This window comes from Pedobacter frigiditerrae (assembly GCF_004331645.1).
Taxonomy (GTDB): Bacteria; Bacteroidota; Bacteroidia; order Sphingobacteriales; family Sphingobacteriaceae; genus Pedobacter; species Pedobacter frigiditerrae.
In genome coordinates this window covers 78,018-98,828 of the sequence record NZ_SJSK01000009.1, presented here as the reverse complement: position 1 = coordinate 98,828, position 20,811 = coordinate 78,018, and the positions used below count along the sequence as shown (strand labels likewise).

The following is a 20,811-nucleotide window of genomic DNA, read 5'->3' as shown; positions in this document are numbered from 1 at the left end:
TTTAACTTTAAAGATAAAGTAGTTTAACTTATATTTACATAATCACTATTGAACACTAAATTTTCGCACAATCAAATATGGATATTAGCAATTTGAAGATCCTAGTCGCCGAAGACAACCCTATGAACACCCTTCTCATGAAAAAGTTATTAGCCAAATGGGATATCAAACCTGATTTTGCGGCTAATGGTGCAGAAGCAGTAGATGCTGCCAAAGCTAAAGGCTACGATCTAATTTTAATGGACATATATATGCCAATAATGGATGGATATGAAGCTACTGCCATAATTAGGGCCGATGAAGATAAAGACAAAGCGCAAGTTCCAGTTATTGCTTTAACTGCATCCGTAGCCTTAGATGTAAGAAACAAAATAGCTGAAGCTGGCATTAATGATTTTATTTCCAAACCATTTAATCAAGACGAACTACGAGAAAAACTAGAAGAGATTGCATCTAGAAAATAAACAAAAAAGGCTGAATTAAATTCAGCCTTTTTTGTTTAACTATTTTTGTTATTTCTTTTCAGTAGAGAAAGAGTAAGGAAAAGCACTTTCACTTATTCCCCTGGTTTTGTTTGGCGTTGCCGACATGCCAAAATCTAAAACACCTCCTTTTTGTAAAGCCGAGTGGCTTAACCAGTTTTTATCGTAACTAGCTCCATTTACTTTTAAAGTTTGAATATATCTATTGCTTTCGCTATTTGCTGGTGCATTGATCACAACAGTTTTTCCATTCTCTAAACTTAATGTCACCTTTTTAAACAAAGGTGCACCAATTACATATTGGTCGGTGGCTGGCGTAACAGGATAAAATCCCATCGCAGAGAATACATACCAAGCAGAGGTTTGTCCATTATCTTCATCTCCACAATAACCATCTGGCGTAGCTGCATACATTCTGTTCATTGTCTCTCTTACCCAATATTGGGTTTTCCAAGGTGCACCCCCATAGTTATATAAATAAATCATGTGTTGTATTGGTTGGTTACCATGAGCATACTGACCCATGTTTGCAATTTGCATTTCACGAATTTCATGGATAACACCTCCATAGGCACTCTCATCAAAAACTGGAGGCATCGAGAAAACTGAATCTAGCTTGGTTACAAATTTTGCATTACCACCCATCAAATTTGCTAAACCTGCTACATCCTGAAACACAGACCAAGTGTAGTGCCAACTGTTCCCTTCAGTAAAATCACCTCCCCATTTAAATGGACTAAAAGGAACCGAAAATGTACCATCCGTTTTTTTACCTCTCATTAATCCATAGGCTGGATCGAATAAGTTTTTATAGTTCATGCTTCTCTTTGCGTAAATATCTATCTCACTTGCAGGCTTACCCAAGGCTTTACCAAATTGGTAAATAGCAAAATCATCATAGGCATACTCTAAAGTTCTGGCCGCGCTTTCATTCAATCTTGTGTCATTTGGCACATAGCCCAACTCATTGTAATATTTAACACCTGCCCGCCCAACAGCTGTCATAGGGCCTTCATTATTTGCACCATGCTTTAATGCTTCCCACAAAATTTCTGTATCATAACCACGCAAACCTTTTATATAAGCATCTGCAACTACAGAGGCTGAATTATTACCAATCATAATGTTGGCATAACCCGGACTACTCCATTCTGGTAACCATCCACCTTCTTTATAATCATTAATTAATCCTTCTTGCATTTCTTTGTTTATTGAAGGATAAACCAAATTCAGGAAAGGATAAAGAGCCCTAAACGTATCCCAGAAACCCGTACCCGCAAACATATAACCTGGTAAAACTTTTCCGTTATACGGGCTCCAGTGAACAATTTTATTGTTGGCATCAATTTCATACAATTTATTTGGGAAGAATAGGGTTCTATAAAATGATGAGTAAAAAGTACGAGTTTGATCAACCGTACCACCTTCTACTGCAATTCTGCTTAAAGTTTTGTTCCAAATTGCCTTTGCTTTTGCTTTAGTTACATCAAAACTATCATTAGCCAATTCTCTTTTTAGACTGATTTCAGCTTGTTCAAAACTAATGAATGAGGAAGCAACTTTTACGTTAACCTTTTCGCCATTGATAGTTTTAAAGCCTACAACCGCACCGGTATGATCGCTTGTTAATTCCAGATCTGTATTATTTAATTTATTACCAGACCAAGTTTTTGCAATTGTAAAAGCTTTATCAAAATAAATTACAAAGTAGTTTTTGAAATTAGCAGGTAATGGTCCACGAGCGTATTTAGAAGTATAGCCAATTATTTTACGTTCTTCTGGTATAATTTTAATGTATGATCCTTTATTTAATGCATCAATTACTACAAAGGAACTGTCGCTTTTAGGATAAGTAAAACGAAATTGCGCTGCTCTTTCCGTTGGTGTAATCTCAGTTGTTACGTTAGCATCTGCTAGATAAACGCTATAATAATAGGGTTTAGCAATTTCAGCTTTATGCGTAAACCAACTAGCCCGGTCATCTTCATTAAACTTCAATTTACCAGTAACTGGCATAATGGCAAATTGCCCGTAATCATTCATCCACGGAGATGGCTGGTGCGTTTGTTTAAAACCTCGAATTTTGTCTTGGTCGTATTGGTATGCCCAACCGTTACCCATTTTTCCTGTTTGCGGTGTCCAAAAATTCATTCCCCAAGGCACGGCAATAGCTGGATAAGTATTTCCGTTAGAGAGATCTGGTTTAGACTGTGTTCCCATTAGGGGATTAATCCATTCTACCGGATCTGTAATTTTACCTACAGTTTGCGCCGAAACACCAAGCCCAGCGAACATTAAAGCGGTTGTTAATAGTTTCCTAATCATTATTTTTATAGAGATTAAAGATTGTTGGTTCAGTTTTATTGTTAAATTGTTCTATTGCTTAATAACTAATATGCTACACCCCAGGGTTTGCAGCATAAGCAGCCCAAAGTTCATCAACGGTTTTACCTGTAAGGTCTTTCCATATAGTGTCTTTATAAGTATGGCTTCGCATTGCATTATCTAATTTAACTACAATACCTTTATTACCATTTATTTCTAACCAGTTTAAAAAACGGGCAGTAACACGATAAGCATTTTTATAGCTATGCTCTGGCTTAAAAGCTGGCAAAGTCCATTTTGCACCTGGATTATCTACTCCATATTTAAAACGAACATAATCTGCAATACCTTCTGTTAACCAGCCTGGCCCGCTTCCTCCGCCGTAGCTCTGAACTACATGCATTACCTCATGTGTTACCACATCAATATCCCCTGGGTTTTTCACAAACCACCATGGGTTGTAAACTATCCTACCTCCGCCTGTCGCAGCAACTGCAGTATAGGCCGTATCTACATGAAATACAACCTCCTTTGCGGTATTTTTATTAAAATCATTAGCAAGTTGTGGGTAAACTTTAAAGAAAGTTTTAACCATTCTCTTCTTTAATTCAGAATCGAGGTTTGCATAATTATTTTTAAAGATTAACGTATATCCTTTTTCTTTAAAAGTTTCGGTTTCTTGAGCTTTAGCAAAGCTGAGACCAAAAGTAAATGCTAAAATAATGGAAAGAATTTTGTTCATTGGTTGTTTAGTTTTATTTATATTTTTTCGGTTTTGTTAACTGTTAAATCCCATGAACTTGCTGCACCAATTAAAGCAGCATGCTCGTTTAGTTCTGTAATTTTAATTTCAGTATCAAGATGAAGGGCTTTCAAGTTCTCTATTAAATGAGGAGCAAATAGATTGAATGCCTGAGAAATATTACCCCCCAAAATCACAACTTCCGATTTTGTTTCTTTAATAATATCAGCTAAGAAATATCCCAATCCGCGGCCAAATTCGTTAAATACTTGCATGGCATATAAATCAGTTTTTACCACATCGGCCAACTCCTTTACACCATCTAACTCTATACCAGTTAAGCTTTTGTACTTATTTACAAACCATTTTGTAGAAAAATAATCTTCGGCTATACCATTTAAGAATTTTGAGCTCCACAGTTCAGCATCTTTTGATTGCCCATCTACAACCACAGCAGAACCCAGGCCAGTACCCAACGTTAATCCTAATGCCCTGGGGTATCCTTTAGCTGCACCACAAAAAACCTCACCTTGCATAAAAGCAGCAGCATCATTAATAAATTTAATATCAGATAACTGGACGTTTAAACGTTGAGCCAATTCTTGTTTGATATTTAACTGGTATAAAGACTTGAATTTATCTTGGTCTTTTATCAGCGAAATTCCATTTTCATAATCAAATGGGCCCGGCATTGCAATTCCAATTCTTTTTATTTCGCCTTCGCAACACTCAAAAGATTCATTAATTATTTCCGTCCAGCCTTTTAAAATGCTTTCTGCTGACCCACTTGAGTCTATATGCTTTCTTTTGATTGATTTAGGAATCAACCCTTTCTTCTCTATATCTACTATACCTGTAGTTATATGTGACCCTCCTATGTCTACCCCTAATATTAATGGTGTAAACTTCATCGTACTATTATCTTCTTTCATTAAATCCCGAGCAGCACTCATTCTAAATGGTTGTATTTTCAATAAAGGTATTGTTAAATCGATTTACCTCATAAAAAAAGGAACATTATTTATTGATTCCATTATCATTTTTACAATCTCATTTAACTTAATAAGTAACAACAATTTGTTATTAATTACAATTTCGCCTTGTTATCATTTTTTATTTCCTTGCCGCTATAGGTTAAATCAACAGCTGGATTTTTTCCATACGCTGCCCAAAGCTCAGGCAATGTTTTGTCCGTTAGTGTTATCCATGATTGCTCGTTATATTGATGTGCTCTCAATTGGGCATCTAACGTAGAGATAAGACCTGGCTTGATGTTCTTCTCTAACCAAACAAAAAAACGAGCTGTGATGCGATAACTGTTTGTATAATTTTGCTTTTCGTTATAGTTAGGCAAACTCCATTTAGAACCAATATTGTCAACCCCAAATTTATATCTTACATAATCAGCTATGCCTTCTGTTAGCCAAACAGGCCCAGCACTATAGCCGTAACCTTGTACAATGTGCATTGTTTCATGTGTTACCACATCAATATCTGTTGGGTGGGCTTTCATGTATCCTGCACTAAACAATATACGTCCTCCACTGGCTTCTGCTACAGCTTTATAAGCGGTATCTACTACAAACAGTACTTCTTTAGTAGAGTTCTTATTGTAAGTTTTTACCAATTTCGGGTATACTTTAAAATAAGTATCAATCAGGTTCTTTTTAACGTTTTGATCTAAATTTGGATCTTTGCTGATGAATACCAATTGATAGCCTTTCTTTTTGATGGTATCTGAAGAAACCCAATTCTTAGCGAACTTAACTCTTAATTCTTTTTCAAATTTCGAGCTATTCTTTAACAACCAATTGCTGTTTACAACAATCTTACCTGCTTGGGCTGTCATACTTTCTGGTAGTACATCAGAAATCTCTAATGTTACATCTCTTTTTGTTCTGTAACCATCTGCCCTTGCAAACTCGGGATAAACAACGTTAAATGCCTCAGTTATTTTTGTCTTTTGCTTATCATCAACTTTGTTTTGAGTATCTAATATAGTTAGCTTAAAACCTTGATTTCTCTGTGCAAAAGAAAATTGGACAAATACCGAAAGTAAAATGATGGTGCTAATTTTTTTAAACATTTGTGTGTATTTTAGTTGTTAGTATAAAGATGTTAACCTTCATCTTAAGTTTTTATTAATAGGTGATACCAGAAAAAGTAGATTTTGCAGTTGCTAATTGAACTGTCCAATCATTACCTTTTTCATCTTTGTCTCCAAAGGCATTTAATGCAAGTGTTTTTAAATCTGCCCCTGCTGCGCCACTCCAGAAATGTACAAACTCACCAAAATTCATTTTCCTGCTATATTCTGGATAAGTGGTAATGCCATTGTTAAAGTTTGTTTTAGGGAAGTGTTCCGCCAACAATGTAAAAAACTTATTCAGCACGGCTGATTTTCCATATCCATTATAAATAGGATAAAACCAATCTTTAAACCAATGTGTGTTAGCTCTTGGATAAGAATCTGTTCCAGTATTCATCATGGCAAACCAACGAGTTGCATCATCAGTCCGATTTAAGCCTAAATAAACATCGTATTGGTAAATTTCCATCCATTTACTATCATGCCAAATATCAAAGGCCGGAGAACCATGTACACCTTTGGATGCTCCTTCCACTATATGTCCAATTTCGTGAGTTGACAAATCGATGTCATTTCCAGTGCCAGAAGACCAGGCATTGGTTTCGTTTTTGCCACAATCGGTAACGTTTCGATAATCATGACCCGCATCCATATAAGTAGATGGGTGCCCACCTCCATATTTACCAGTATGATAGATTACATATAGTTTAGGATCTGGTCCAAATTGTCCATAGGTTTTTTTAGTATACTCCCAAGCCTCGGCCATATAAGTATTTGGCCAAGTAATAGATCTACTTACAGCATCATCATAATAAACAACTACACTTCCGTTGTAAAAAACCCGGTTAAGTAATTGAACATGTTCAAACCAATGTTCTTTCCATTGTTTAGGTGGTGCGCCAGGTGGGTCAACTACTTCTACTACTGGCGGAATAGGTTTAACAACATTCAAGTTTTGTTTTTTGGCATTACAAGAAATGATTAAAGCGGCCAAAGCCAATCCAGATGATAAAAAAATATTTTTCATAGATTTTACATTATAAGATAAGGGATAGCACCGTGTATAATTATCACACGGTGCTATATTTATAAATTTACCAACCAGTATTTTGCACAATTAAAGGTACTTTTTGCACCTCAGCATTTGGTATAGGCCACAAATAATGTTTCTTCTGAAAAACCCTGTTCTCGGTAACTACAGGCGTAAAAAATCCAGGAGCATTTTGAGTAATATTTAAACCTCTAATTTGGGTATCAGTGGTTTCTGCAATTTTCCATTCTCTTGTGTAAAAGTACCTGTCTAATTCGAAAGCCAGCTCAACCCTTCTTTCGGCACGTATAGCTTCTCTCATATTAGTTGGCAATGCAATTGCACCAGCGCCAGAACCATAAGTTGGAATACCAGCTCTACTCCTAATTCTATTTAAGTAAATCAAAATATCAGGATCAGAAGGGTTCGATTCTTGTAGTGCTTCTATATAATTTAAATAGATTTCTGCCAACCTGATAATCGAAAATACTGGTCTACCTGTAGTCCAACCAGCAACAGTTAAATGTTTTCTAGATGTATAACCAGTTTTAGTATAATCGTTATTTGCAATATTACCCTTACCAGCGTTACCGTTATTTGTAAAATCAGTAACAATGTTAGATTGTGGATTGATCCATTTACGACCAGTATATGTGATATTTGAGTAAAATCGAGGTTCACGATTTACGTACATATTATTGATGGTTCTTGCAACTCCCTGATCATTTGGATCTGGTGCTTGATAAGCAGACGTTCCCGAATTTGAGTAAGAAGGGTCATCCTGAATAGGTAAGCCATTTGCAGTAAAAAACGCATCAACCAATTGTTGCGATGGAGATAAGAATGAGCCTCCTTTATCGCCCCCCGAAGCGCCTAAATGATTAGGGGCTAGGGAATACTGATAAAATGTTACATCTCCACCTCTTCCAAAAATGATTTCACTGTTCCAACCATTTAACATCACATCTCTTGTAGCTATAAAAGCCCTATTGAATGCAGTGTTCGGCAAACCCGATGGAGTTGCCGCCACACTATATAAAGCATAACTTGAATAACTTGGATTGGTTAAAAAAGCTTTAGCAGCGGCAGCAACTTTTGCCCATTTTGAAGCGTTAGCTGTCTGACTAATCAATTGTTTGCCATCTTTATTTTTCAAGGCCGCATAATCAGTATTTCCATTGAACAACGGGCGAGCAGCAGTTAATAACGCTCTTATTTTATAAGCTTCCGCAACCGAAGCTGTCACATGTCCATAATCTTCATTTGCCTGTGGGGTAGCTGGTAAACGTGGTATTGTTGCATCCAACTCAGCTACAATATAGTCAATACACTCGTCCATTGAGTTACGTGGCTTACTGATGGCTTCAAGTGGCGCATCAGATGCGATAGGATCATTACCTAACAACACAACTGGGCCATACTGTCTTACCAAATAATAATAATAGATTGCTCTTAATGCCCTTGCTTCGTTCAAGTAACGGCTTACAAGGTCAATGCCACCAATATTACAATCTGTACACCTAGACACATTAGCCATAAAGGTACTGGCTGCCTGTATACCTCTGTAATAATTTTGCCAATGATAATTCACCTGCCCGCTTGTAGCGTCCCAAGAACCTGAATTAACATTTTCAGTAAAATTTGGCAAGGTATAATCTGCTTCATCAGAAGCTGCTGTCCATGGGCCTATATTACCAGATGCACTAGCAGAACGATCTTGGTTTTGATCTGGCAAAGTTGAATAGACGTTTGCTAGAGCTTGATCAACCGTACTTTTTCTTTGATACATTTGTTCAAATGTAAGTCTGTCATCAGGTACTTGATCTAGGAATTTCTTACAGCTGTAATTGCTAACCATTAGCAAAATCGCAACTGTATATATTGATATTTTTTTCATCTTTTAAATTTTAAAAATTAGCGGTTAAACCTAAAGAGTAGTTACTGGTTAAGGGGTATCTAGTTCCATTATTTGTTAATAATTCTGGGTCCCAAAGTTTGAACTTGCTAAACGTAAGCAAGTTATAACCCATAGCATATATCCTTAAACGTTTAACGCCTAATGATTTGATACCATTTTTAAGTGTATAACCGAAGTCTGCATTTTTTAACCTTAAAAAATTAACATCTCTTAACCACCAAGTACTTGCCTGGTAATTGTTATTGTTTGTACCACCATAAGATAAACGAGGGTAAACAGCATCTTGACGTGGATTGGCTGGAGTCCAACGGTCGGTAGCCACTGCCAACATGTTACCTAAACCTCCAGAGTTAGCGAAAGATGGAATTCCTAAAATGATGTCTGCATTGTGTTGTCCTTGGAAGAATAAACCAAAATCGAAGTTTTTAAAAGTTAGCGAGAAACCTGCACCGTAAGTAGTACTAGGAATATCACCCCTACCAATAATTTGCTGATCAAATGAATCAATTCTACCATCGCCATTTAAATCTTTGTATTTGATATCTCCAGGCATTAATGTACCAAACTGCGTAGGGCTACTGTTAATTTCTTGTTGACTTTCGAATAATTTTTCGGCAACATAACCAAAACGTGTAGATGCTAAAATATTGGTTCCTCTTTGCTCTAACCAAGGGAAAGCTTTTGGAGCCTGATCATTCTCTATTACTTTGTCTTTATTAAATGTAGCATTGGCTCTCAAATTGATTGACCAATCACCTCCTAATTTGGCGTCATAGGTTATGGTACCATCAATACCTCTATTTTCTACAATACCTAAATTACCGATAGGCGTGTTAGCCAATCCGATATAATTTGGCACTGTTCCCCTGCTAATAAATTGATTTTCTCTTCTTTCTTTAAAGAAATCTACAATTAAAGATAAATTGTTATTCAATGTTTTTAATTCGAAGCCTAGATCTTGTTTGCGAGTTTCAGCCCAAGTAACATCTACACCATAAGCCGTTACACCTAAACCGCCTGGAGAAATATTGCCATTTTGCCCAAATGTATATCCGCTTGCAGAGCCAACCTTAGTTAGATAGTAAAAACGATCTCCTTCTGCACCGGCATAACCACCACCACTACCACCACTACCTACAATACCATCAGAGTAACGGAATTTAACCATTTGGAAAGTATTCTTCAACTTTTCAAAAAACTTCTCGTTAGAAAGTAACCAGCCAATACCTATAGCAGGGAAAAATCCATAACGTTTATCCGGCGCAAAATTCTCCGACCCATTATAACCAACGTTTAATTCAAAGAAATACTTGTTATCATACGCATAAGTAGCGCGACTGGCAACACCTTGCAACCTGTATGGAAGAGATAGTGTCAAATTCCCCGCAAAAGGTGTTGTGTTATCATTTTGATTATATAATAATAATCCAGTCACTGCATGTTTACCAAATACACGATTATAGTTAATGGCTGCCTCAAAATACATTTTCTTATCGCCACCATTACCAATTGCATAATTCAAGAAATCTTGACCTTGCAAAATTAAGCCATATTTATAGCCAGATGCAGGATTACCAGGAACAATGTATGGATCGGTTGGATTTATTCTGTATAAGGTCTCTCTCTTGGTTCTCGCAATCGCATTATTGTTATTGATATCAAAAGAGAACATGGTAGTAACCGACAAACCTGGGGTTAATTCTTTTAAATCTTGTGTTAAGCGAAGATTTGAATATAATTGATTATTGTAACCAATTCTATATCCATTTCTAGTGATATCGCCATAAGGGTTACGCTGATCTGCCTGAGGACTTATACCCGGCAAGCTACCGTTTGGATATAGAATAGGGAAAGAGGTAGGGTTAATTAAAAATGCTTGGTTAAAAATATCCTGTGCACCTAAATTACTTGGGTAGTTTGACTGGGATAAGATTCCCTTGATGCCTAAATCCAACTTTGTTGTACCTGTTATATCCCAATTTAAATTGGTACTGATATTATAACGACTAAAGTTTTGCTTTACAGCAGAGTTCACCGCCTCATCAGTTTTAAACAAACCATCTTCTCCGTAATAACCTAATGATACATAGTACTTCGCATTACTTACACCGCCAGATAAATTTGCCGTAGCCGATCTATTTCTGCCAAAATCCTTATATATAGCATCGAACCAATTTACATTTGGGTATAGAATTGGATCTGTGCCTGCTGCGGTTTTTTGTATCGCATCAATTGTATAAGCAGGTGTAAAAGCGCCAGCAGCTCCACCACGAATATAATCTGAGTATTTAGCCTCATTAGCTAAATTCATATAGTCAACACCATCTATTAATTCTGGTCTTTTGGTAAATCTAGTCACACCTTCATAATAATCAACATTAATCCTTGGCGTACCTATTTTACCTTGTTTTGTATTAATTAAAATCACACCATTCGCACCTCTAATACCGTAAACAGCAGTTGCGGCGGCATCTTTTAAAACAGTGAAATTTTCAACATCATAAACACTAATGTCATTTAGGTTACGGTTTGGCACACCGTCAATAATCACAAGCGGACCTCTATCACCTGCGGTTAATGAAGATATACCACGGATAAAGATATCAGATCCAGTTGCTCCAGGTTCTCCGTTTCTTGTCACATTCACTACACCTGGAATACGTCCAGCTAGTAATTGGCTCATGCTAGAAACTGGTTGCCTAAGCTCTGCGGCATTTACAGATGACTGGGCACCAACTAAACTTTCTTTCTTTTGTGTACCGAAACCAACAATTGCTACCTCTTTTAGATCTGAGCCAACTGTTTCTTTCATTACAATTTCAATGTTTGTTTTAGTACCTACAGTAACTTCTTGGGTATCGTAACCAACATACTTTATTATCAATACAGCATTTTGGTCGGGAACAGCAATTGTAAATGCACCATTAACATCTGCTGCAACACTTGTAGAAAGTCCTTTAACTTTAATACCCGCACCAGGTAACGCGGCACCAGTAGAATCTTTAACAATGCCTCGTATTACAATATCAAATTTTAGATTTTTAATTGAATTAACCCTGTTCAGTTTAACAGGACTAGCGATAGCAGAAGAATAAAAACTGGCACATAAAGCAAGCGTTAAAGCCATTGCAATAAATCCACCATTTTTAAACCTGAGCGTATGCTTGGTTAAATATGTATCTTTTTTTGTCATAATTAGTTTATTTAAAAAATATGGTTTTTGGTTAGTTAATAAGATTGATGAATGGGAATCACATTTATCAAACAGTATAAATAGTATACTACTGTAATTCTTCCGGCACTTCTATAACTCTCCATTCTGTCAATTGAAATAAAGCATCGTTGTTATTAGCAGTAACGCTGAGGCGATAAAACTTATAGGCGACCTTGTTTTTGAAACTAAATGTTCTTGTTAATCTACGTCCCGAAAAAACCTCTCCAGTCTTAATGTCTAAATCAACCCAAGTAGCGCCATCAACAGAGCCACTAAGTTTCCAGTCTTTTGGATCTCTTCCCGGAGCATCATCACCAGATGTTAACGTATATGAAGCAACTTGCTGAGGTTGAGGAAAAGCCAATTGCATGTACAAAGTGTTTTGGTATGGATTGATGAGAAATTTGGTAGTAAAATTGTTGTCTACTACCTTAGCAGACCCTTCTCCACCAGAGGGACCAGCTGAGTTTTCTAGGTTAACTGTAAGGGCAGCTTTGTCGGTCACATCAACTTTAGCTTTCCAGGTAAACAGTTCAGTGTGTGGGTAATCTTCTTTGAGACATCCACTAAGTAAAACTATCGAGGCGCACAGCCCAACAGCTCCTTTTGCAATTTTTAAAAAAGTCATAATTAATAGTTTATATAGATTGGTTGTTTAAGCTTATTTTCTTGGCATCAGCAAGTGCATTTATTGATGAACGATTAGCCATAGACAGGGTACTGACTTTCATCGTACTCTGCTTTATCAATGGCTTTAACTTAATGAGCATAGTAAATTTTTTAATCATAGTTGTTTTAGTTTTCGGTTTACGTTTTTGTTATTTGAGGTTATAATTTTCTATATATAAAGGCTAGTTTCTATTCAAAAAATCCTAAAATACCATTGAATGGATATTTCCCCTAGATCGTCCATGACAATTTCATACAGTCTTTTGGATATTAATACAACTAAACTAAAACGATTTATCAAAAAAACCTAGTAAATTGAACTTGCTATAATTACCGGTAAAATTTACATTGACTTAGTTTGTTAATTGATGCTTCCTAACCACTTGTCCAGGAATTATCAAAAAACTAAAACGTTTTAGTAATTCAATATTAATTAAAATATTTTATGTCATTATCAAACGATTGTGTAATTTTAATGTTACAATAAAGATATTGTGTGTTTACAATATCGTGACAAGCATTTTACAATCAAAAAATTAATTGCTGCTCACACACCTAAAACCAGTATGTTCTAAACTGGTATCTGTAGAGGTTTTCATTCGTGAAGTAACACGGTAACCCTTGCAATAAGAGGCATTGCACATAAAAGATCCTCCCCTAACCACTCTTTTTGGAACAGTAGGCTCCATTGGATCATAGCTATCAGCAGGTCCTTGCGGGTTAATTTGCTTTCCTGTTGTGTAATAATCAGGTCTGTACCAATCGCTACACCACTCCCAAACATTCCCTGCCATATCATATAAGCCATAGCCATTTGGTGCAAATTTTTTAATTGGAGCAAGCCCATTAAACTTATCCCAATTTGTGTTTTTTAAAGGAAAATTTCCTTGCCAGGTATTAGCTTTTGTTTTTCCTTTTTCAATATCCTCATTTCCCCAAGGGTATAATGAATTCTTTAGACCTCCCCTACTCGCATATTCCCATTCTGCTTCTGTAGGCAGTCGCTTTCCTGCCCATTGGCAATAAGCCATTGCGTCATCCCATGAGATATGGACAACTGGATAATTATCTTTCCCTTCAGTATTACTATTGGGTCCATGGGGATGTTTCCAATCTGCTCCCTTTTTCCAAACCCACCATTGCGAAGCATCATTTAAATTCGTTATTTGTTTTGGTGCAGAAAAAACCAGGGATGCCGCAACAAAAACACTATCTGGAGGCTTGGGCGTACCAACTGGCAATTGTTTTTTCATTTCTTCCCAATCTGGTTTTCGCTCTGCCGTTGTAACATAACCCGTTGCTTTTACAAATTTGGCAAAACTAACATTTGTAACTTCAGTTATATCTATCCAAAAAGAATTTAACTTAACTGAATGTTGAGGATATTCATCTTCCCTACCTTCTTTATCGTTAGCACCCATTAAAAACTCTCCAGCTGGAATAAATACCATGTTATCATGGTTAATTCTTCCTTTTACAATTTTTGTAGTATCTAACCCAACACCAAAACGATTTGGCAAATTGCTTTCGCAAGAAGCCGAGTCTGTGTTAGCCACCTTTTTCTTTTCGTTGGTACATGAAGAGAAAAATATAAATATAATTAAAGTGAGTATTCGATTATTCACTGGCATTTGCAAATATTATTACGTTAATGTTAATTTCGCAAAATTAATTTCGCAGGAATAATAATCTGTTGATCGGGAAGTTTTGTTTTTGACGAAAGTTGATTCAAAATTAACTTGATAATCGTTTCGGCAATTTCTTCCAGTGGTTGTTGAATGGTCGAAATACTTGGAGTATGTAATTCAAAGGCTTCGTGGTCATCGTAACCTATGACAGCAAAATTCTCATCTAGCTTTTTACCCGTTTGCTTTAAGACCCTTAGCCCACTGATGGCCAAATAATTTGTAGCGAAAAGTATGGCATCGATGTCTTTATTTTTAAGTAATTGCTTGATTGCTGCAATCGTATCCACCTCAGGTTGATTAAAAGGAATTCTTAACACCAACTCTTCGTCAAAAGGCAAGGCATAATCTATTAATGCTTTTTTATATCCCTCAAAACGCTCAATAATTTGTTGCACATCTATGTTTGTGGTAACTAAAGCAATCTTCTGCTTACCCTGTTTAATAAAACTTTCTATAGCTTGGTATGAGGCCACAAAGTGATTGGCGCCTACATAATTGGTATTAAGTTCAGGCAAATTTCTATCGAAAAAAATTACTGGCTTATTTTCATTCAATAGAATTTGAATGTCTTCCTCAATCCCTTTCATTGGGGAGATGATGTAGGCATCAACTTTTCGAGATTTGAAAAGATTAATTAGCTCTTGTGCTTTTTCTACACTGTTTTCGGTACTAGAATAAATGATTTTATATCCTTTTTTATAGGCTTTATCTTCAATTAATCTGGCTATTCGAGAGAAAAAAGAGTTGGAAATATCCTCTATAATTAACCCAATGATATTAGAATTGCCAGTACGTAAACTACGAGCAATCTGATTAGGTTTATAGCCACTATCTATAATAATTTGTTGTACTTTTTTTATAACTGCATCGCTAATAGATTTCTCTTTCGCTTTGCCGTTAATAATAAAAGAAACTGTTGTTATGGATACGTTAGCTTTTAGTGCAATATCTTTTATGGAAAGCGCTTTCATATTTTGTTAATTCGTTAATGGTAAAGTTAAAAATTTAACTATCAATTTTGCTGTTCTCTCAGATGCACCTGCCATTCCCATTTTATTGCCTAATTCATTATAATCTGCAAGCATTTCATTTCTAACATCTCCCTGTAAAAGAGGGCTTAGGGTTGAAATAATTTTCTGTGCGTTACAGTCTTCCTGTATCAATTCATCTACCACTTTTCTATCCATTATTAGATTTACTAATGAGATAAATCTAATTTTGACAACCAATCGGGCAATGCCAACAGAAATTGCACCACCACGATATAATACAACTTGAGGGATTTTAAAAAGCGCTGTTTCAAGTGTCGCTGTGCCAGACGCCACTAATCCAGCGTGAGCATTGTGTAACAGATTATAAGTTTGCGAAAAAACTAATCTTACTTTTTTACTGCCTATAAACTGGTTATAATAATCTGCTGTAAAAGTTGGCGCCGCAGCAATAACAAATTGATAATCGAGGAAACTCTCAGTTACACTTAACATATCTGGTAGTAGCCTCTCAATCTCTTGTTTTCTGCTTCCGGGTAGTAAAGCAATAATTTTTTGCTCGGTTAAACCTTGACTTTCTTTAAATGCTAAGTCTGGCAAAAACTGCGCTTTTTCATCTAACAATGGATTACCCACATAGTGAACATCCATTCCCCATTTTTTATAGAAATCTACTTCAAAGGGCAAGATGCAAAACATTTGGTCAACATCTCTTTTAATTTTTAAAACACGTTTTTGATTCCATGCCCAAATTTTTGGAGAGATATAATAGCAAACTTTGATGTTGTGTTGCTTAGCAAATTCAGCGATTTTAAGGTTAAAACCAGGAAAATCTATCAATATTAAAACATCTGGCTGATGAGCTAAAATATCAGCTTTGCAAGCTTTTAAGTTTTTAAATATGGTTCTTAGATTTAAAATCACTTCTGTAAAACCCATAAAAGCCATATCGGCATAATGTTTTACCAACTCACCGCCTTCAGCTTTCATTTTATCGCCGCCAAAATACCTGAAGTTTGCATCAGCATCTTCAATCTTTAAAGCTTTCATCAAATTAGCTCCGTGCAAGTCTCCGGATGCCTCTCCGGCTACGAGATAGTATTTCATATTTATAAATGTAAGATGGAAAAGGTAAGATGGAAGATGTATAAATATAAAAACTGAATGTTTTGTTCACAAACATTTGCCACCCTAAATCTTACATTTTCCATAATTTATAAGACTTTATAAAAGAAAAAGGCAAATGCCCACAAAAAGGTAATACTGATAATACCTCTTGCAACATTATCTTTATTTTGCTTAAAAAAGTAATTCATCAAAAATGCATTTAAGGCAATGCAGCCAATCAACAATAAATCTGCTTTTTTTAACACAACAACTTTTTGCATTAAAAACCAAACCAAAGCACCAGGAAAAAGTGGTACAACAGCGCCAATACCAACACCACTCCACACTGTGTTTTTTATTGCTTTAATTTTTTCCATCATTATTAACCTAAACCATTACCATCAGGCCCAGCAGTTTTATGAATGGTGGTTTTTGAACTATCAGCCTTGCCAAAATCCCATCCATTTAAAATAGGAATAGCGTGATGAGCGGTTAAATCGAACTGAACCGGAACAACCGAAACGTAACCGTGATCTAAGGCCCAAACATCGGTATCTTCACCTTTATCATAATTTTCAAAAACTCCTGTTAGCCAATAATAAGGTCGTTTATAAGGGTCTATTCGTTCATCAAACTCTTCTGCCCATTTTGCATTTGCTTGTCGGCAAATTTTTATTCCTTTTAAATCAGCACCTTTTGGGAAGTTTACATTCAATAATGTCGCCTCTGGCAAACCATTAGCAAGAACCTGTAATGCAATTATTTTAATGAACTTTTTACAATGACTAAAATCTGCATCTTGGGCAAAATCATCTAAAGAAAAACCTATTGAAGGTATTTTTTCTATGGCACCTTCTACTGCTGCAGACATGGTTCCAGAATAAATCACATTGATAGAGTTATTTAAACCATGATTAATTCCAGATACGCATAAATCTGGTTTTTTACCTTTAAAAACTTTGTTAACAGCCAATTTAACACAATCCACTGGTGTACCAGAGCATTTGTACATCTCCACACCTGGGTATAATTCAACTTTATCAAAACGCAAAGGTTTACCAATGGTGATGGCGTGTCCCATTCCAGATTGTGGCCCATCAGGAGCAACAACCACTACCCTTCCTATTTCTTGCATTACTTCAATTAAATTCTTAATTCCTAGTGCAGTTATTCCATCATCATTAACAACTAAAATTGTTGGTTTTTTGGCATCCTTATTCATTTGGTAAAAATAATAAGAATTAACCGCAAAAGAAGCAAAGAGCGCAAAGAAGAAATATCAATATAGACCTCAAACATTAAAAAATGAAAAAAAATTAAATATTTGAAAAACGGCCCCTAATACTAAAATCAAAATTAAATGGCTTACAAATCCATCAACTTTGCGCTTTTGTGTCTTGATGGCTATTTCAAAGATATTTTCGCTCATTTTTTAGGAAACTGTTCGCTATCCACTTATATTTGAGATAACTTATTATTAAAAAACTATCTTAAGCAAATATATCGCTCGATAGCCTCGTCAATCTAAAACATATAGAATCAATGAAACTAAAACTTTTACTATTTGTCTGTTTATTTATAACAGGCACCAACTTAATGGCGCAATCCGCATACCAGTGGAAAACTGCAACTGCTGGAGGTTACACCTATAAATATGTAACAAACGATCCATCAAAAACACGTTTTTACACTTTAAAAAATGGATTAACAGTTATTCTTTCTCCGAATACGAAAGAACCAAACATCCAGTTTCGCATGAGCGTAAGAGCAGGCAGTAATACTGATCCAAAAAATGCCACTGGTTTAGCACATTATTTAGAACATCTTTTATTTAAGGGAACCGATAAATTTGGAACAGCAAATTGGGCAAAAGAAAAACCACTTTTAGATAAAATAGATGCGCTTTATGAAAAGTACAATAAAACTACCGATCCAGCTCAGCGTAAAGAAATTTATAAAGAAATAGATAAAACTTCTGGCGAAGCATCAAATTTCTCAATTGCTAATGAGTATGATAAAATGATTGCCGGAATTGGTGGTAATTCGTCTAATGCCCACACTTGGTATGAAGAAACTGTTTACAACGAAGATTTTCCATCTAACTCAGTTGATAAATTTTTAGCATTACAAGGAGAGCGTTTCCGGAAACCTATTTTCCGTATTTTCCATACAGAACTAGAAGCAGTTTACGAAGAGAAGAATCGTGGTTTAGATAGCGATCCAAATAAATTGGATGAAGCCATGATGGAATTGTTATTTCCTACACATAACTATGGTCAACAGACAACCATTGGAACAATTGAACATTTAAAAAACCCATCATTGGTTGAAATAAGGAATTATTACAACAAATATTATGTACCCAATAATATGGCTGCAATTTTCACTGGAGATTTTAATCCAGATGAAATGATTAAAAAGATTGAAAAAACATTTAGTTACATGGTTGCTAAACCAGTTACACTTTACAACCCTGCTCCAGAAAAACCATTGACTAAAATACAACAAGTTGATGTGTATGGTCCAGCTGCAGAAATGGTAGAAATTTATTACCGTGGATACCCAGAAAATTCTTCGCAAAGTGTCATGCTTAATATAATCGAAAAGATTTTATTAAACGGGAAAGCTGGCTTAATTGATATTAACCTAAACAAGCAACAAAAAACGCTAAGAGCTGGAGCGAACTACCAGCAAATGAAAGACTATGGTGTATTTAGCTTAAGTACCCAACCAAGGACCGGACAAACTTTAGAAGATGCATCGAAATTATTATTAGAGCAAATTGATTTATTGAAAAAGGGTGAATTTGACGAAGGTCTTTTAAAAGCAATTGTTGCAAACAGAAAATTAAGTTTCTTACAAGCTTTTGATAGCAATAATAATAGAGCAGAAAGCCTTTCTACAAGTTTCGTGTTAAATAGAGGAACAAAATGGGATAAAGACTTAAGCGAAGTTGATGCGTCTTCAAAAATTACCAAAGCTCAATTAGTTGCCTTTGCAAATACATTTTTCAAAGACAATTATATAATAGGTTTTAAACATAAAGGCGTAGACAAAAACACCATTAAGGTAGAAAAACCTGCCATTACACCAATTAATGCCAATGGAAATTTAACTTCTCCATTTGTAAAGAGCATTATTGACGCACCAGTAAAACCTATTGCCCCTAAATTTTTAGATTACAAAAAAGACATCGTTTTTGGCAAAGTTGGCTTAGCTGAGGTATTAACTACAAAAAATGACGAGAACTCTATTTTCAGAATGAGTTATAGGGTAAATATTGGCGCAAACAATTACAAATTATTAGCATATGCATCAACATACTTAACATTCTTAGGCACTGATAAATATAGTGCAGAAGAATTAAGTAAAGCATTTTACGACATAGCTTGTAGTTATAGCGTAAGTGTTGGCGCTGAAGTTACCACAATCAGTATTAGCGGCTTACAAGAAAACTTTGATAAAGCAGTTAGCTTGGTTGAGCATGTTTTAGCTAATGCCAAAGCTGATGAAAAAGCATTAGAAAACTTAAAAGGAACCATCTTAAAAAGCCGTGAGAACAATAAATTAAATAAAGGACAAATTATGAATGGCTTAACTTCTTATGCTCAGTATGGAAGTGTTAATCCATTTAATAATGTGTTAACTAATGATGAGGTAAAAAATATCAAATCTGCAGATTTAATTTCTCTAATACATAACTTAACCAACTACCAGCATGTAGTTACTTATTACGGACCTAAAGATTTAGCAAGCTTTAGCGCAGACCTAAAAAAGGTACATTTAATGCCAAAAGAATTTACTCCAGCAGCACCAGCAAAAGTTTACACTTACACTACTCAAACTGCCAACCAAGTCTATTTTGCAAATTATGAAATGGTTCAGTCTGAGATTAGATGGTTAAGAAATACTGGCTTATACAATAAAACAGATGCTGCAAACATCGAAGTATTCAATAGTTATTTTGGTGGAGGAATGGGTTCAATTGTATTCCAAACCATTAGAGAATCTAAAGCTTTGGCTTATTCTACATTTGCGCAATACGTTTCTCCAGATAAGGCAGACAAACAATACAGCATGATTGCTTATGTGGGTAGCCAAGCAGATAAAATGACAGATGCAGTTAATGGAATGAACGAACTATTGAATGTTTTACCACAAAGTGATAAGTCATTTGACAATGCGAAATCTAATGTTGTAAACAACATAGAAACAACCCGTATAACTAAGGATGGTGTTTTCTTTCAATATTTTGCAGATAAAAAATTAGGTTACGATTATGATTCTAGAATTGATTTATATAAAGAATTAAAACCGATTAATTTTGCAAGCATTAAAGATTTTCACACTCAAAAAGTAGCTAACAAACCATATACTTATCTAATTGTAGCTTCAGATAAAAAAGTAAAACAAGAAGATATGCAGAAGTTTGGCACTGTAACAACTTTAACTCTAGAGCAATTATTCGGATATTAAGTTAAAGATTAAAGAACAAAGGTAAACGACAATTGTCAATTCAGCGGCTTTCGAAAACGGAGGCCGCTTTTTTTGTAAAGCA

The 20,811-nt window shown here is 35.5% G+C and carries 16 protein-coding genes; 2 read left to right on the top strand and 14 right to left on the bottom strand.

Features of this window, described 5'->3' with window-relative positions; all coding sequences use genetic code 11:
* The first annotated feature begins 77 nt into the window (after positions 1-77).
* Positions 78-464, top strand: coding sequence for a response regulator (locus tag EZ428_RS23460; protein WP_131555780.1), 387 nt, complete (start codon positions 78-80; stop codon positions 462-464).
* A gap of 48 nt (positions 465-512) precedes the next feature.
* Here the strand turns inward: EZ428_RS23460 and EZ428_RS23455 are convergent, their stop codons facing one another.
* From EZ428_RS23455 to surE, 14 genes are all read right to left on the bottom strand, one after another.
* A complete protein-coding gene (locus EZ428_RS23455) occupies positions 513-2,807 on the bottom strand; it encodes a GH92 family glycosyl hydrolase (protein ID WP_205945806.1) in 2,295 nt (764 codons plus the stop codon).
* Positions 2,808-2,880: 73 nt separating this feature from the next.
* A complete protein-coding gene (locus EZ428_RS23450) occupies positions 2,881-3,549 on the bottom strand; it encodes a basic secretory protein-like protein (RefSeq protein WP_131555779.1) in 669 nt (222 codons plus the stop codon).
* A gap of 17 nt (positions 3,550-3,566) precedes the next feature.
* Positions 3,567-4,523, bottom strand: a complete 957-nt coding sequence (locus tag EZ428_RS23445) for an ROK family protein (RefSeq protein ID WP_205945804.1) — start codon at positions 4,521-4,523, stop codon at positions 3,567-3,569.
* Between the two features lie 113 nt (positions 4,524-4,636).
* The gene (locus EZ428_RS23440) at positions 4,637-5,635 is read right to left on the bottom strand and encodes a basic secretory protein-like protein (protein WP_131555778.1); all 999 of its coding nucleotides are present in this window, start codon (positions 5,633-5,635) and stop codon (positions 4,637-4,639) included.
* A 55-nt stretch (positions 5,636-5,690) separates the two neighbouring features.
* Positions 5,691-6,665: a hypothetical protein gene (locus EZ428_RS23435; RefSeq protein WP_131555777.1), complete on the bottom strand. Its 975-nt coding sequence runs from the start codon at positions 6,663-6,665 to the stop codon at positions 5,691-5,693.
* A gap of 67 nt (positions 6,666-6,732) precedes the next feature.
* The gene (locus EZ428_RS23430) at positions 6,733-8,565 is read right to left on the bottom strand and encodes a RagB/SusD family nutrient uptake outer membrane protein (protein WP_131555776.1); all 1,833 of its coding nucleotides are present in this window, start codon (positions 8,563-8,565) and stop codon (positions 6,733-6,735) included.
* Between the two features lie 10 nt (positions 8,566-8,575).
* Complete coding sequence (locus EZ428_RS23425; protein ID WP_131555775.1) at positions 8,576-11,779, bottom strand: SusC/RagA family TonB-linked outer membrane protein; 3,204 nt, start codon at positions 11,777-11,779, stop codon at positions 8,576-8,578.
* An 88-nt stretch (positions 11,780-11,867) separates the two neighbouring features.
* Positions 11,868-12,428, bottom strand: a complete 561-nt coding sequence (locus tag EZ428_RS23420; protein WP_131555774.1) for a discoidin domain-containing protein — start codon at positions 12,426-12,428, stop codon at positions 11,868-11,870.
* Between the two features lie 10 nt (positions 12,429-12,438).
* Positions 12,439-12,570: a hypothetical protein gene (locus EZ428_RS24300; protein ID WP_262711807.1), complete on the bottom strand. Its 132-nt coding sequence runs from the start codon at positions 12,568-12,570 to the stop codon at positions 12,439-12,441.
* Between the two features lie 435 nt (positions 12,571-13,005).
* Positions 13,006-14,100, bottom strand: a complete 1,095-nt coding sequence (locus EZ428_RS23415) for a formylglycine-generating enzyme family protein (RefSeq protein WP_131555773.1) — start codon at positions 14,098-14,100, stop codon at positions 13,006-13,008.
* 23 nt (positions 14,101-14,123) lie between these two features.
* The gene (locus tag EZ428_RS23410; protein ID WP_131555772.1) at positions 14,124-15,128 is read right to left on the bottom strand and encodes a LacI family DNA-binding transcriptional regulator; all 1,005 of its coding nucleotides are present in this window, start codon (positions 15,126-15,128) and stop codon (positions 14,124-14,126) included.
* A gap of 6 nt (positions 15,129-15,134) precedes the next feature.
* Complete coding sequence (lpxB, locus tag EZ428_RS23405; RefSeq protein WP_131555771.1) at positions 15,135-16,253, bottom strand: lipid-A-disaccharide synthase; 1,119 nt, start codon at positions 16,251-16,253, stop codon at positions 15,135-15,137.
* 107 nt (positions 16,254-16,360) lie between these two features.
* Complete coding sequence (locus EZ428_RS23400; protein WP_225871151.1) at positions 16,361-16,630, bottom strand: stationary phase survival protein SurE; 270 nt, start codon at positions 16,628-16,630, stop codon at positions 16,361-16,363.
* Positions 16,631-16,635: 5 nt separating this feature from the next.
* The gene (gene surE, locus EZ428_RS23395) at positions 16,636-17,475 is read right to left on the bottom strand and encodes a 5'/3'-nucleotidase SurE (RefSeq protein WP_131555769.1); all 840 of its coding nucleotides are present in this window, start codon (positions 17,473-17,475) and stop codon (positions 16,636-16,638) included.
* Positions 17,476-17,795: 320 nt separating this feature from the next.
* Here surE and EZ428_RS23390 point away from each other — a divergent pair, with 320 nt between their 5' ends.
* Positions 17,796-20,729: a M16 family metallopeptidase gene (locus EZ428_RS23390; protein WP_131555768.1), complete on the top strand. Its 2,934-nt coding sequence runs from the start codon at positions 17,796-17,798 to the stop codon at positions 20,727-20,729.
* The last annotated feature ends 82 nt before the right edge of the window (positions 20,730-20,811 follow it).

Excerpts from the sequence above, each read along its gene's own strand:
- EZ428_RS23435 (WP_131555777.1), bottom strand. The coding sequence starts at position 6,665 with ATGAAAAATATTTTTTTATCATCTGGATTGGCTTTGGCCGCTTTAATC.
- EZ428_RS23440 (WP_131555778.1), bottom strand. The coding sequence starts at position 5,635 with ATGTTTAAAAAAATTAGCACCATCATTTTACTTTCGGTATTTGTCCAA.
- EZ428_RS23460 (WP_131555780.1), top strand. The coding sequence starts at position 78 with ATGGATATTAGCAATTTGAAGATCCTAGTCGCCGAAGACAACCCTATG.
- EZ428_RS23455 (WP_205945806.1), bottom strand. The coding sequence starts at position 2,807 with ATGATTAGGAAACTATTAACAACCGCTTTAATGTTCGCTGGGCTTGGT.
- EZ428_RS23415 (WP_131555773.1), bottom strand. The coding sequence starts at position 14,100 with ATGCCAGTGAATAATCGAATACTCACTTTAATTATATTTATATTTTTC.
- EZ428_RS23430 (WP_131555776.1), bottom strand. The coding sequence starts at position 8,565 with ATGAAAAAAATATCAATATATACAGTTGCGATTTTGCTAATGGTTAGC.
- EZ428_RS23425 (WP_131555775.1), bottom strand. The coding sequence starts at position 11,779 with ATGACAAAAAAAGATACATATTTAACCAAGCATACGCTCAGGTTTAAA.
- EZ428_RS23410 (WP_131555772.1), bottom strand. The coding sequence starts at position 15,128 with ATGAAAGCGCTTTCCATAAAAGATATTGCACTAAAAGCTAACGTATCC.
- EZ428_RS23450 (WP_131555779.1), bottom strand. The coding sequence starts at position 3,549 with ATGAACAAAATTCTTTCCATTATTTTAGCATTTACTTTTGGTCTCAGC.
- EZ428_RS23420 (WP_131555774.1), bottom strand. The coding sequence starts at position 12,428 with ATGACTTTTTTAAAAATTGCAAAAGGAGCTGTTGGGCTGTGCGCCTCG.
- EZ428_RS23400 (WP_225871151.1), bottom strand. The coding sequence starts at position 16,630 with ATGGAAAAAATTAAAGCAATAAAAAACACAGTGTGGAGTGGTGTTGGT.
- EZ428_RS23390 (WP_131555768.1), top strand. The coding sequence starts at position 17,796 with ATGAAACTAAAACTTTTACTATTTGTCTGTTTATTTATAACAGGCACC.
- surE (WP_131555769.1), bottom strand. The coding sequence starts at position 17,475 with ATGAATAAGGATGCCAAAAAACCAACAATTTTAGTTGTTAATGATGAT.
- EZ428_RS24300 (WP_262711807.1), bottom strand. The coding sequence starts at position 12,570 with ATGCTCATTAAGTTAAAGCCATTGATAAAGCAGAGTACGATGAAAGTC.
- lpxB (WP_131555771.1), bottom strand. The coding sequence starts at position 16,253 with ATGAAATACTATCTCGTAGCCGGAGAGGCATCCGGAGACTTGCACGGA.